This window comes from Frankia sp. Allo2, from assembly GCF_000733325.1.
Classification (GTDB): domain Bacteria; phylum Actinomycetota; class Actinomycetes; order Frankiales; family Frankiaceae; genus Frankia; species Frankia casuarinae.
Genome location: NZ_JPHT01000035.1, coordinates 1 through 13,521 on the forward strand (window position 1 = coordinate 1; position 13,521 = coordinate 13,521).

Annotated in this window: 8 protein-coding genes, 2 tRNA genes and 1 pseudogene; 7 read left to right on the plus strand and 4 right to left on the minus strand. The window is 70.2% G+C overall.

Annotated elements, in window-relative coordinates:
* Window positions 1–262 precede the first annotated feature (262 nt).
* From ALLO2_RS18605 to ALLO2_RS18625, 4 genes and pseudogenes are all read left to right on the plus strand, one after another.
* A pseudogene (locus tag ALLO2_RS18605) lies at window positions 263–1,000 on the plus strand (S16 family serine protease); the annotation flags it as partial.
* 644 nt (window positions 1,001–1,644) lie between these two features.
* The gene (locus ALLO2_RS18615) at window positions 1,645–2,139 is read left to right on the plus strand and encodes a hypothetical protein (protein ID WP_011435491.1); all 495 of its coding nucleotides are present in this window, start codon (window positions 1,645–1,647) and stop codon (window positions 2,137–2,139) included.
* Window positions 2,140–2,224: 85 nt separating this feature from the next.
* Window positions 2,225–2,941 (plus strand): oligoribonuclease, encoded by a 717-nt coding sequence (gene orn / locus ALLO2_RS18620; protein ID WP_232235196.1) that lies wholly within the window; start codon window positions 2,225–2,227, stop codon window positions 2,939–2,941.
* A 191-nt stretch (window positions 2,942–3,132) separates the two neighbouring features.
* Window positions 3,133–3,208, plus strand: a tRNA-His gene (locus ALLO2_RS18625).
* Window positions 3,209–3,285: 77 nt separating this feature from the next.
* Here ALLO2_RS18625 and ALLO2_RS18630 read toward each other — a convergent pair.
* The gene (locus ALLO2_RS18630) at window positions 3,286–4,002 is read right to left on the minus strand and encodes a response regulator transcription factor (RefSeq protein WP_035733826.1); all 717 of its coding nucleotides are present in this window, start codon (window positions 4,000–4,002) and stop codon (window positions 3,286–3,288) included.
* 472 nt (window positions 4,003–4,474) lie between these two features.
* Between ALLO2_RS18630 and ALLO2_RS18635 the strand changes: the two genes are divergently transcribed.
* Window positions 4,475–6,046, plus strand: coding sequence for an aldehyde dehydrogenase family protein (locus ALLO2_RS18635; protein ID WP_035733852.1), 1,572 nt, complete (start codon window positions 4,475–4,477; stop codon window positions 6,044–6,046).
* Here ALLO2_RS18635 and ALLO2_RS18640 read toward each other — a convergent pair.
* Window positions 6,031–6,840, minus strand: coding sequence for a polysaccharide deacetylase family protein (locus tag ALLO2_RS18640; protein ID WP_011435487.1), 810 nt, complete (start codon window positions 6,838–6,840; stop codon window positions 6,031–6,033). The two genes, ALLO2_RS18635 and ALLO2_RS18640, sit on opposite strands and share 16 nt — an antisense overlap.
* Window positions 6,841–7,155: 315 nt before the next feature.
* Here ALLO2_RS18640 and ALLO2_RS18645 point away from each other — a divergent pair, with 315 nt between their 5' ends.
* Window positions 7,156–7,893, plus strand: a complete 738-nt coding sequence (locus tag ALLO2_RS18645) for an SGNH hydrolase domain-containing protein (RefSeq protein ID WP_051875398.1) — start codon at window positions 7,156–7,158, stop codon at window positions 7,891–7,893.
* A gap of 106 nt (window positions 7,894–7,999) precedes the next feature.
* Here the strand turns inward: ALLO2_RS18645 and ALLO2_RS18650 are convergent, their stop codons facing one another.
* Both ALLO2_RS18650 and ALLO2_RS18655 read right to left on the minus strand, forming a co-directional pair.
* A complete protein-coding gene (locus ALLO2_RS18650) occupies window positions 8,000–8,314 on the minus strand; it encodes a hypothetical protein (RefSeq protein WP_011435485.1) in 315 nt (104 codons plus the stop codon).
* 144 nt (window positions 8,315–8,458) lie between these two features.
* Entirely contained in the window at window positions 8,459–12,424 is a 3,966-nt protein-coding gene (locus ALLO2_RS18655) for an ABC transporter ATP-binding protein (RefSeq protein ID WP_035733829.1), read from the minus strand.
* A 541-nt stretch (window positions 12,425–12,965) separates the two neighbouring features.
* Here ALLO2_RS18655 and ALLO2_RS18660 point away from each other — a divergent pair.
* Window positions 12,966–13,038: transfer RNA gene (locus tag ALLO2_RS18660), tRNA-Lys, on the plus strand.
* Window positions 13,039–13,521 lie beyond the last annotated feature (483 nt).

Below are 13,521 nucleotides of genomic sequence, written 5' to 3' on the forward strand. Positions count from 1 at the left end.
GTCGGACAGCCTTGCCGCTCAGAACCGAGCCGCCCTGGCGCGTAGCTATGCCACGTGGCGCCTGACCTGACCACGACCTGTATGGCCATGATGATCCCGTGATCTCGGGTTCGAGGTCAGTGCATCTGAGCCCCAGCCGGCGGGGTTGACTCCAAACCCTCCGTCGGCTGGCCCTTGGGACCCCGGCGAAGCCCCGAGCATGCGGGCCTCGCTGGGGTCCCCTGCCACATCTGGGGTCATCGCAACTTTTCTCTACCCCGTCAAGATCGTCGCCCGGGTGGCGCTCGGCGAGGCCACCCTGCCGGTGACGATCGATGCCGGGAACCTGCCCGGCTACATCGGCCGGCCGCGGCACACCCCGGAGTCGGCGGAGCGCACCGCCCTCCCGGGAGTGGCGACGGGCCTGGCGGTGACCGGCGCCGGCGGTGACGTCCTGTTCGTCGAGGCGTCGCTGGCCGACCCGGAGACCGGCGGGGNCGGGNTCACCCNGACCGGGNAGCTCGGCGNCGTGATGAAGGAGTCGGCGCAGATCGCGCTGTCCTACCTGCGCTCGCGCGGGGTGGAGCTGGAACTTCCCGTCGGCGATCTGGCCGACCGCGGTGTCCACGTGCACATCCCCGCGGGTGCGGTGCCGAAGGACGGGCCGAGCGCCGGGGTAACGATGACGACGGCCCTGGCGTCGCTGCTGTCCGGTCGGCCGGTCCGGGCGGATGTGGCGATGACCGGCGAGGTGTCGCTGACCGGGCGCGTGCTGCCGATCGGCGGGGTGAAGCAGAAGCTGCTCGCCGCGCACCGCGCCGGCATCACCACGGTGCTGCTGCCGGCGCGTAACGGCCCGGACCTGGACGACGTCCCGGCGCCGGTGCGCGACGCGCTCACCGTCCACCTGGTGACCGACGTCCGGGAGGTGCTGGACCTGGCCCTGGAGCCCGCCTTCGCCACCGGGCGCGCCGACCGGCCGGGCCACGGCGGGCGCTCCTCCACCCCGCTGGCCGCCTGAGGGTCACCCGCCGGCCCTGAGGGTCACCCGCCGGCCCTGAGGGTCACCCGCCGGCCCTGAGGGTCACCCGCCGGCCCTGAGGGTCACCGGCCGTCCGAAGGCCGACCAGGGGCGGCCCAGGGGCCGGGGAGGAGGGTGAGCGAGAGCCAGCGACACGCCGGGGACAAGGTAAACACCATGTGACGAGGGACGCGGAAGACGCAGATGGCGGCTACGGTCGGGGCGTGGATCGTGGTCGCTGTCTTCGGCAGGAGCGCATCGCACAGCAGCGCATCCTGGGGCTCAGTCGGCAAGGGGTGCGCCAGCGACCGCGGGACAATCGCGGGCCCGCCCATCCGCCGAACCGGCCACCCGGCCGGCGCAGGCGCACCCGCTAGATCGTTCTGCCCTCGGCAGCCGCATCGACAAGCGGCTGCGCCTCCCGCGCCGATCCGGACAACCCATGCCGATCCGGACAACCCATACCGATCCGACGCCGCGGCGGGCGGCGTGCCCGTCAACCCGCCGTCGGCCCACTTCCTCCCTCCCCCNGCCCGACTGCGCGCTTCGATCCCGGTCGGTCCCAGGCCGCGGGAGTCGATCACCTTCCCGCCCATTAAAGTGACCCGAACCCATGGGCGGCATGGCGGAGGGACGCAGTCAGCGTGGATGCCCTCAGGCGGGGTTGGGTCGGTCTTGCGCTGTTCTTCGCTGCCCTGGTCCTGATGCCGATCCTGGTGTTCGGCTATCACAGCCAGGAACCCCGGTCCGGTCCGACCCCGGCGGCATCCCCCGCACCCGACGGTCGTCCATCCCGGTCCGGCCCGGGCGCCATGCCCACGCCGTCGTCGACGATGTCCGTCGCACCGTTCACCTTCGCCGGCATCCACCAGGGCGAGACCATCTCCGGCTTCCGCATCATCCGGGTGGAAACGACGGGCTACGCCGGCCCCCTGACGTACGTGCTGAACGGACCGACCGGGCCGTACCGGCGGGATCTCCCNGGCCCGCCGTACCTGTTCACGCCGCATCCCGGCGGATGGCAGACCTCCGAGGTCCCGGACGGGCTGTACACCCTGACCGCGATCCTGGTCGGAGCCGGGAACACTCAGATCTCCATCAGCTTCACCGTCAGTAACGGAGCAGGGACTATAGGATGATCTCGACGGAGCGGGCACTCAGCCATACGACGAGAACCCGAGGGTGCACGTGACGACGGCGACCGCAGACCATAGTGTCAGCGGGATGGATCGACTAGTGTGGATCGACTGCGAGATGACCGGCCTGGACGCCGCGTCGGATCTACTCCTGGAAGTGGCCTGCTTGGTCACGGACAGTGAGCTCAACATCCTCGACGAGGGCATCGACCTGGTCATCTCGGCGCCGGAGGAGGCGCTGCAGACCATGGAGCCGGTCGTCCGCGAGATGCACGAGGCCTCGGGCCTGACCGCCGCCGTCCGGGCGTCCACCTTGTCCCTCGACGACGCGGAGCGCCAGCTCCTCGACTACGTCCGCACCCGGATTCCCGAGGTGCGCAAGGCCCCGTTGTGCGGCAACTCGATCGCCACGGACCGCACCTTCCTCGCACGCTATCTGCCGTCGCTGGACGCTCNCCTGCACTNCCGCATGATCGACGTTTCGTCGATCAAGGAGCTCGCCCGCCGCTGGTACGTGCGGGCCTACTACGCGGCTCCGGTCAAACGCGGCGGCCACCGGGCCCTGGCGGACATCCAGGAGAGCATCGAGGAGCTGCGCTACTACCGACGGGCCGTGTTCGTTCCCCAGCCGGGGCCGGGCACCGAGCAGGCCCGCGCGATCGCCGCCGAGATCCGCGACCAGGCCGATGCGTCGCTGGCCTCCCTGACCGCCGGAGGCTCCGAGCACCCGCAACCGGACGACCCGGCCGGTTCACCCGCGCGGCTGGACGGGAGACCTTCCACCGCCCGCCTGAACGGGCAGTGATCTCGCAGAGCGCGGCGGGCATGACCGGGGTAACCCCCTTGCCCATCCAGTGGCGCGGACCGGTACGATAGCTTCGCTTGGTCAGGCGGCGTGGGTGGAACGTCCCGGATTCGGAATATCCCGGATTCGCACCGGTCGGAGGATCTCCGGTCCGGCCGGGTCTCCTCCTTCGGCATGGCAGCCAGGTTCTGGTGGGTGTAGCTCAGCTGGTAGAGCACCGGGTTGTGGTCCCGGTGGCCGCGGGTTCAAGTCCCGTCACCCACCCCAGAGCAATATCCCGCCGACCAGGCCCCGCGGGTTGGCGGACAGAGGCCCACCGTGGCAACCGTGCGGCCCCGCCGGGCTCACTCGATGTCGAACAGCCCCTGACGAACCGCGTACATCACGGCCTCCATCCGCGAGTGCAGCTGCAGTTTGTCCAGGATGTTACGAACGTGGTTCTTGACCGTGTTCTCACTGATGAACAGCTTGCGGGCAATCTCGCGGTTCGCGCGCCCCTCAGCGACCAGCTTCAGTACCTCGAGTTCTCGCGCGGTCAGGTGCGGGGCGTGCGCCCGAGGACGGTCCTCGGTACCCCGGGCCATCGTGGCGAACTCGACCATCAACTTCGATGCCATCGAAGGACTGATCAGGCTCTGCCCATTGTGGACAGCCCGCNCCGCGTCGGCCNCCTCGTGCGGCGGAATCGACTTCAGCAGGTNCCCGNCCGCACCCGCCTTGATCGCCTCGAACAGGTCAGACTCCTCGTCCGAGACCGTGAGCATCACGATACGCGTGCGCGGAACAGCACGTTTGATGGCACCCGCCGCGGCGATCCCGTCCCGGCCCGGCATCCGGACATCCATCAGGACGATGTCCGGCGATGTCCCGGAGGCCAAGGTCAGAGCCTCTTGACCGTTACCGGCCCGGCCGACGACGCTGATGTCCTCCTCGATCTCCAGGACCGTCTGCAGGCCCTGAAGGAACAACTCATGATCATCTACTACGAGGACCCGGATCAGCGCGGAGCCCTCGACGGAGTCGGCTTCAGCGGCCGACGGCGGCACGACACTGGCCGTCATCACACATCCGGGAATCAGGATCGAATGGTCCGAGCGGCGGCAACCCGGACGCGAACGAAAGGCGGTTCGGACACCATCCCACTCTACGTGATGAAGTACACACCCGAGGTCGTGACGGCGCCGAAGTGGTGCCACCATCTTGCCCGATAAACGCATCCGACATGCCGGAAATAGTACGCGGTGGACGCTGCCACCCACCCGCATAGGACCATGTTCGCGTGGCGAGTCGCGCCCGGTTTCCTCCTGGCAACGACCCCGGCGACCAGAGCGGCAAGCCAGCACCAGCAGCACCANCAGCACCAGCAGCACCAGCAAGATCATTGGATATCGAGCGGGGGCGATGAGTGACCACATGACGATTTATGCAGGAAATTACCGAGAGTTATTAATCTGATACAGTCATCTAAGAATCCTCGAAATAGTGGGCCGCTTTGCCTGGCGTGATCGGCGGATGACCGTCAATATCACCGGTATGGCCGCAGCATCCAGCAGCTCCCAGCCACGACTCCACATTAAGCCGGGTACCACCTGGTCCGAGGCGTTCACCACCTGCCGCCAGGTTGCCCCCGAGGCGTTCGACGAGGACCGCCTCCGTAATCTCTGGGGCGGGCACTGGCATCGAACTGGAAATCCACTGCACAGCCTGTCCCCCGTCGACGGCACACCGATCGCCGGGCCCCCGATGATCGAGCAGGACGAGGCCCGGGATGCGATCCGGGCCGCTCTCGACGACCACAAGCACTGGCGCGACGTGGCGCTGCCCGAGCGCAAGGCCCGAGTACGCGCCGCCGTTGACGCCATGGACGCCCACCGCGACCTGCTGGCTCTCCTGCTCGTCTGGGAGATCGGCAAGCCCTGGCGACTGGCGCGCACCGACGTCGACCGTGCCCTCGACGGGGTGCGCTGGTACATCGACGAGATCGACGGCATGATCGCCGGGCGCACCCCGCTACCCGGTCCGGTGAGCAACATCGCCAGCTGGAACTACCCGATGAGCGTGCTCATGCATGCCGTGCTCGTCCAGATCCTCGCCGGCAACGGCACCATCGCCAAGACCCCGACCGACGGCGGCGCCGCCTGCCTGACCCTGGCGAGCGCACTGGCCCGCCGGGAGGGTCTGCCGGTCTCGCTGGTCTCCGGATCGGGTTCCCGGCTGAGCTCGGCGCTGGTCCGCGCCCCCGAGATCGGCTGCCTGGCCTTCGTGGGCGGCCGGTCGGCGGGTGGCCAGGTCGCCGCTGCCCTGGTCGACACCGGTAAGCGCCACTTCCTAGAGCAGGAGGGCCTCAACGCCTGGGGTATCTGGGATTTCTCCCAGTGGGACGTGCTCGCCGCCCATCTGAAGAAGGGCTTCGAGTACGGCAAGCAGCGCTGCACCGCCTACCCCCGCTACGTCGTCCAGCGCCAACTGTTCGACAGGTTCCTCCAGATGTACCTGCCGGTGGTCTCCGGCGTCCGGTTCGGCCATCCCCTCGCCGTCGCCGACGACACCGACCAGCTGCCCGAGCTGGACTACGGCCCGGTCATCACCGCGGACAAGGCGACCGAGCTGGCCGCGAAGATCGACGAGGCGATCACGAAGGGCGGCGTGCCGATCTACCGCGGAGACCTCGCGGACGGCCGGTTCATCCCCGGGCAGGACNCCTCCGCCTACGTGCCGCCGGTGGCGATCCTGAGCCCGCCGGCGTCGTCCGCGCTGCACCACGCGGAGCCGTTCGGCCCGGTCGACACCATCGTCGTCGTCGACTCGGAGGCTGAGCTGCTGGCGGCGATGAACGCCTCCAACGGCGCGCTGGTTGCCTCACTGGCCTGCGACGACGAGTCCCATGCCCGCCGGCTCGCCGGGGAGCTGCAGGCGTTCAAGGTCGGAGTCAACAAGCCGCGCTCCCGCGGCGACCGGGACGAGCCGTTCGGTGGCCGCGGCGCCTCCTGGAAGGGGGCCTTCGTCGGCGGTGTCCATCTGGCCAGGGCCGTCACCGTAGGCACGGACGCCGACGAGCGGCTCGTCGGCAACTTCCCGAGCTACTCCCTCTACCCGGCCGTCTGACCTGCCCGGCCGCTCCTGCCAGAAGGAGGATTCGACCAGGCCGGTAGGCCGTGCTCGGCGAGTGGTCCAAGGCGCAGGCCGGCGTCGTCGCAGCGCGCGGCGATCCCGGGCAGAGCCCCGAGCGCGCTGCGCCAGGCCCCGGGGGCCGATGTGCAGTCACAGTCGTGCAGCAGCACCGTGGCGCCCCCGCACAGGTCGGGGGCGAGGGTGCCCAGCACGCTGCCCGGCGTCGCCTCGGCCGTCCAGTCGCGTCCCCATGCCGACCACAGGACGGGGCTGAGGTCGAGGCGGCGGGCCGCGACGAGCAGCCCGGCCGAGAGGATGCCGTGCGGCGGCCGGACGAACCGCGGCGCGCGACCGGTGATCTCGACGACCAGGTCCCGGGTGCGGGCGAGATGGTCGTGCGTGGAGCGGGGACCGCGCAACAGCATCGGGCGATGATCCCAGCCGTGCACGGCCAGCTCGTGCCCGGCGGCGGCCATCTCCCGCGCCAACGTCGGTGCGCGTTCCAGCAGACCACCGAGGACGAAGAACGTCGCCCGCACGTCGAGTTCGGCGAGCACGTCGAGAAACTGTGGCGTGGACACGGGATCCGGACCATCGTCGAAGGTGAGCGCGACGTGATCGGGCGCGCCGAGCCCTGCGAGCGCCGGCGTCCACCGCAGCCGTAGTCGACGCAGTGTGGTGAGCGACGGAATGCCGTAGGTGAGCCCGGCCGCGCCGCCCAGGGTCAACGCCGTGGCGGCGGCACGGCGTGCCATGGCGGGCCTGCGCGTCGCAACGGACCGCGTCATGGCAAAAACTCTCCCACAGATCCGGTCTCGCCTTCCGACCGGCGCCCCCATNCCCACCGCCACGGGTACCGCCATGCCCCGCCCCCAGCCTCCGTCTCGGCCACGACCGCCCGCGCTAGCGGAGCTACTCGGGTCTCTGGATAGAACAGCTATGGGCGGTACGTTCAGTAATGTCCGCTCGTGGGGACGGCACACCCGTCACCAGAACAGCGCCGGGCAGGAAGCACGATGAGGTGGTGGGCAGCCGGGCAGGGTCGGACGTGATCGGGGATCCGGTGATACCGGCCGGCGCGGCGGGGCAGGAAGGGGCGGACCGTGCGGATCGGACGGCGGGGACCGATCGGCTGGCTGTTCGTCGTCGCGATCGTCCTGGTCGGGGGTGCCCTGGTGGTGAACAGGACCTCCGACGACAGGCCACGGGTGGCGTTGTGGGGCGACTCGCTCGCCTGGGAGGCGGGTGACGCCTTCGACGAGGCGGCCCGCGCGGACGGCGGGACCGCCGTGCTGGTGCGCACCTGGGGTGGCACGGCTCCCTGCGACTGGCTCATGGACATCCGCGACCAGGCGCGGCGTTGGCGGCCGACCACCGCGGTTCTGGTGTTCTCCGGCAACCAGGTGACGCCCTGTATGCAGGGTCGTGACCTGGTGACGGCCTACCGGGAGGACGTGACGAAGGCCGTCACGATGCTGACGAATCAGGGCATCGAAGTCGTCCTCGTGGATGCGCCGCCACGGCGTGACCAGACGGTCGACGAGGCCGGGATGACCCCGTTGGACCGCCTGTGGCGCCAGATCGCCGCGGAGCACGAACGTACCCGGGTGGTCCCCGCGGGTCGGGTCCTGACCATGGACGGCCGGTTCACCTCGACGATGCCCTGTGCCGCGGGCGAGACCTGCGAGCCCGGCGGGGTCGTCACGGTCCGCAGCCCCGACGGGGTCCACTTCTGTCCGTTGCCCCAGAAGCCGATGACAGCCTGCCCGGTCCCGNCCCCTGGCGCCGTCCGCTTCGGCACCGCGATCGCTCGGGAGACCCTCCAGCCGGCCGCGGGCTGACCGCCAGCCGACCGATCGGGGGCTGACCGAGGGCTGACCGGGCCGATCCACCATCTTCTAGGCTTCCCGGGCTTCCCGGGACCTCGTCGAGAATTCGCCGGAATGTTCAGGCGACCTTGCGGTGCATCCCGATCCGACGGCCGCTCAGCGAACGACGATGATCACCCAGCTCGTCGTGCCAGGAGAGGAACGTCTGATCGGGCGCGCCAACCTGGGAGAGCTTATAGGCGAGTTCGGCAGCGAGCGCCTCGACCTGGTGCGGCTGGTGGACCCGGACCCACAGACCGTGCTCGTCGAACGCGGCGACCCTGGCGCGGTCCCGCAGGTCGGCGTCCAGCCGGTCGGCGAGTTCACCTGGTGTGGCGATTCCGCTGGGCAGCCGTGGCCAGGCGATCTCCATCAACAGACCGTTCGCCTTCATGATCCCCTCCTCTGATCGCCGCCGGCCCCGGGTGACCGCTCGGTCGATCGGGGCGGCGGGCGGGCTCGCTCGTCGCCCCGTGAGGGCATCCCCTCAGACTTGAGGGCGAACCATGACATTACGGAATGAGGTCGCCCTCGCCGGTCAGCCAGCCGCTCGCCGGTCAGCACCGCTGTCCGCGGTCGGGCTGAGATCCACGGGCGTGACGGACTCCGCGGGCGTGACCGACTCCGCGGTGAAGGCGGCCCACAGGCGGGAATACGGGCCGCCGGCGTGCACCAGCTCGGCGTGCGGCCCCTGCTCGACCACCCGGCCGTCCGCCATCACGACCACCCGGTCGGCCCTGGCCGCCGTGGTGAGCCGATGGGCGACGATGATCGTGGTCCGCCGGGTGGCCACCGCCTCCGAGGCTGCCGTGACCGCAGCCTCCGTCGCGAGGTCGAGCGCCGCGGTCGCCTCGTCGAACAGCAGGATGTCCGGGTCGGCGAGCTCCGCGCGGGCGAGCGCCAGGAGCTGACGCTGGCCGGCGGACAGTCCCCGGCCGCGTTCGCCGACCAGATGATCGTAGCCGTCGGCCAGGCGGGTGATGAACGCGTGGGCGCCGACCGCCCGCGCCGCCGCCACGACCTCGGCGTCGGAGGCATCCGGCCGAGCGTAGGCGATGGCGTCCCGGACCGTGCCGGAGAACAAGAACGGCTCCTGCGGAACGACGCCGAGCCGTCGCCGGTAGGCGGGCAGGTCGAAGTCGCGCACGTCAACACCGTCCACCCGCACCGCGCCCTCGGTCACGTCGTAGAACCGGGCGATCAGCTTCACCACCGTGGACTTGCCCGCGCCGGTCTCCCCGACCAGGGCGACTGTCTCCCCCGGGGCGATGCGCAGGCTCNCCCCGTTCACGGCGTTTCCCGCCGGCCCCGCGTTTCCCGCCGGCCCCGCGTTCTCCGTCCGCGCGGCAGTGCCTCCCACGTAGGCGAACCGGACGCCGTCCAGGACCACCTCGCCGGCCAGCCGTCCGACCGGTCGCGGGTACTCGGCCGACGGCGTCGAGGTCGGAGTCCGCAGCAGCTCGGAAAGCCGGCGCAGACCGACCCGGGCCTGCTGATAACCGTCGAACACCTGGGACAGTTGCTGCACCGGCGCGAAGAAGAGGTCCACGTAGAGCAGGAACGCGAGTAGTGCTCCCGGCGACAGGGATCCGCCGACGGCCAGGTGGGCGCCGATTCCCAGCACGAGAGCACCCGCGATCCGGGAGAGGAACTCGACGAACGGGAAGTAGAGAGCGATCATCCGTTGTGCCCGCAGCCGCGAGCGGCGGTAGCTGTCCGCGAGCTCGCGGAACCTCGCCTGGTTGACCGCTTCCCGGCCGAACGCCTGGGCGATGCGCAGCCCGGTCAGGTTCTCCTGCAGCGATGCGTTGACGGCGCTGACCCGTTCCCGGGACTCGGTGTAGGCGGCGGAGGAGCGACGCCGGAACACCACCGTCACCACGATCAGGATCGGCAGTACGGCGACGACGNCCAGGGCGAGCTCGGCGTCCAGCACGATCAACGCCACCAGGACGCCGAAGAAGGACAGCAGGCTGACGATGGCGGTGGTCAGGCCGGTCTGCAGGAAGGTCGACAGGGCGTCGACGTCGGTCGTCATCCGGGTCATGATCCGGCCGGCGAGCTCGCGCTCGTAGTAGTCGAGCCCGAGGCGCTGCAGCTGCGCAAAGGTCTTCACCCGCAGGATGTAGAGCAGCCGCTCCCCCATCCGGCCCGTGACACGGGTCTGCCACACCTGCACCGCCCAGTTGACCAGCACCACCGCCAGCGCGACACCGGCGGTGGCGAACAGGACGTCACGTGCCCCGACGCTCACGCCGGCGTCGACGGCATGCCGCACCAACGCTGGCAGGGCGAGACCCGCGACGGCGTCTGCCGCCACCAGCAGCAGGCCCAGGATGAGCGGCCAGCGGACCACGGCCAGCAGCCGGTGCAGCGAGAATGCCGGGTCGGGGGCGGCCGCCGCAGCCTGGTCGACCCGCGGCTCGTCGAGCGCCGGGGGCAGGGCGTCGACCCGGGCGAGCAGGTCGGGGGTCGCCGGCATGTCACCGAAGGGGCCCCCGCCGCCGAGCCCCCGGCCGAGACCACCCCGGGTAGCACCACCCCGGAGAACATTTCCCTTTCTTTTCCCTTGCCTACTTCCTTTCCCTTGCCTACTTCCTTGCCTATCCAGAGCCTTTTGCGTCTGATTTATCCCTCTGGACAGGCAAGAAAGGCCGGGGTCGGGAGACGGGGACGGGGACGAGAGCTGGTCGGGAAGGCCCTCGCCGGGGCCGGCGAGCAGATGGCGGAACAGAGGACATCGGGCCGTCAGTTCGGCCTCGGTCCCGACGTCGACGATCCGGCCGGCGTCGAGCACGGCGATCCGGTCGGCAAGGCGCAGGGTGGAGCGCCGGTGCGCGATGAGCAGAGTGGTGCGGCCACGCATGATCGTCCGAAGCGTGTCATGGATCTCGGCCTCGATCCGGGCGTCCACGGCCGAGGTCGCGTCGTCGAGGAGCAGGACGCGGGGATCGGTGAGTAGCGCGCGGGCGAGCGCGACGCGCTGGCGCTGGCCGCCGGAGAGGGTCAGGCCCTGTTCTCCCACGACGGTGTCATAGCCGTCGGGCAGGCCGCGGATGAAGACGTCCGCCTGCGCCGCCCGCGCGGCCGCGATGATCTGGTCGTCCGTGGCACCCGGCCNGCCGTAGGCGATGTTCGCGCGCACCGTGTCGGAGAACAGGAAACTGTCCTCGAAGACGACCCCGATCTGCGCCCGCAGCGACGACAGTGTCACCGTGCGGATGTCCACACCGTCAAGGCGGACCGTCCCGGCCTGGGGGTCGTAGAACCGCGGCAGCAGCATCGCGACCGTCGACTTACCCGAACCGGACGTGCCGACGAGGGCGACCGTCTCCCCCGGTTCGATCCGCAGGCTCACGTCCCGCAGCACGGGGCGAGACGGAGCGTAGCCGAACGTGACACTGTCCAGGTCGACCAGCCCGCGGATCCGGCCAAGGCGCACGGCGTCCGGCCGGTCCGTGATCGCCGGCTGCGAATCGATGATCTCGAAGATGCGTATCGTGCTGGCCTTGGCCTGCTGGCCCACGGTGAGCAGACCGGCGAGGGTCCGCGTCGGCCCGATCAGGGCGCCGAGATAGGTGCTGAACGCGAGGAAGGTACCGAGGGTGATCCGGTCCGTCAGCGCCAGCCAGCCGCCGAGCGCCAGCACCGCGACCTGGCCGAGCGCGGGAACGGCCTGCATCGCCGCACCGAACCTGCTGGTGATGCGCACCGCACGCATCCGAAGCGCGAACAGCCACCGGGCGTCCACCGCCAGCCGGTCCAGCTCGCGGGCCTCCTGTCCGAACCCCTTCACCACCCGGACGCCGGCGACGGCCTCTTCGACCGCTCCGGCAACCTCGCCAGCCTGCTGCTGCGCCGCCCAGGTCGCCGGGAAGACCGTGCGTCGGGCGCTGTAGCCGACGATGAACAGCGCCGGCCCCAGCGCGAGCGCGATGACAGTGAGCAGCGGGGACAGCCAGGCCATCACCACAAGGGACACGACGAAGAGCACCAGGTTGCCGCTCATCATCGGCAGGTAGGACAGCAGACCCTGGACCACGGTGACGTCCGAGATCGCCCGGCTCACCACCTGCCCGGTCTGGAGCTGGTCCTGCCGGGCCCCGTCGAGGCGCTCGATGGCGCTGAAGACGGCGTCGCGCAGGTCGTACTGGACGTCGAGGGAGAGCCGACCACCGACGTAGCGTCGGACGAACGCGGCGGCGAAGACGACGACCCCGGCCCCGAGCAGAATGGCGACGTAGGGTGCGAGAGAGTGGCGGTGCGTGACTACGACGTTGTCGATGACCTGCCGCTCGACCAACGGGACGGCGGCCGTGACGAGCGTGCCGAGCAGCGCGGCGCCGAAGGCCAAGGCGGCGTTGCGGCGGTACACGAGGATCTCGCGGAGAATCCTGCGCAGCCAGCCGGCCGCCGGTTTCTCCGGCCCGGCCTCCTCGGCTTTCTCCGGCCCGGGCGCGGCAGGCTCCTCGGCTGGTTGGGGCCGTGGGCGTGGGCTGGGCAACTGCGATCGCTCGACGGGAGCCGGAGCCGGATGCGGACTGGGGTCCGGCCGATCCGGCGGTCCGTGCGAGGGACGGGCCGTGTCAGCGGACGATGCTTCGGAGCTCGCGGTGGGCCTCCAGGTCGTCAGGTCCGATTCGGTACCCGCGTGACGCCGGTCCGGATCGGACGCGAAGGCTGGGACGAGACGCCAAAGCCGCCGCGTCCCAGCCTCACCGCGGTGTCCCAGCCTGACCGTACGTCCGGCAGGCCCGCGGCGTCGGCCACGTCATGTCTATCAGCGAAACATTCCTGGAACCCCGCTGATGCCCGTCACGGCTCCGAGCCGAGACCACAGGAAGCCGCGGGTCCCGAGCAAGGTCCCGAGCGAGCAAGGTCCCGAGCAAGATCAGCCCCGGAGGACACACAGGGACCCCGGAGCCCCCGCCATCGGCGATCTCCAAGGTGGCCGCCGGTACCGAGCGCCGCGCCCGCACCCCCCGGCCACTCGTCTCCAGCGCCTGGTAGAGTTCTGCATGTCGCCGCGGGGACGCGGAGGCAACGCGCCGCTAGCTCAATTGGCAGAGCAGCGGACTCTTAATCCGCGGGTTCGGGGTTCAAGTCCCTGGCGGCGCACCCGGGTATTCATTGCGCGAACCGGTCCCTTCGGGGCTGTTGTGGCTGGTGGGTGGGCTGCGACGGCGGTCAGGGNGGGNGGCTGGTCGTCGTCGGGGTCGGGTTGTGGGATGCGGAAGACGGGTATGAGCCGGTCGGGTCCGCTGATCTTGACTTCGGCGATGAGTGCTTCGATGAGTGCTTTGCGTTGCTGGTTGGTGCCGGTCTTGATGACGATCGTGATGTTCGCGGCGATGGTGTCGAGGGCGGCGGGGGCGGGTGTGACGGGTTCGCGGGCGATCTGATCGGTCAGTTCGCTGTGGCGGTTGCGGNGNTGTTTNTGTTGGGNGNGGNGTTTCGCGAGGCGTTCCCCGATGGTTTCTTCGTCGATGGTGCCATGTTCGAATGCGGTGAGGTAGCGGTCGATCGCCCGGTTGGTCTGGGTGAGTTCGGTGTCGACGGTGGTGAGTTCGGTGCGTAGGTCACCGCGGGCGTTGCGGTGGG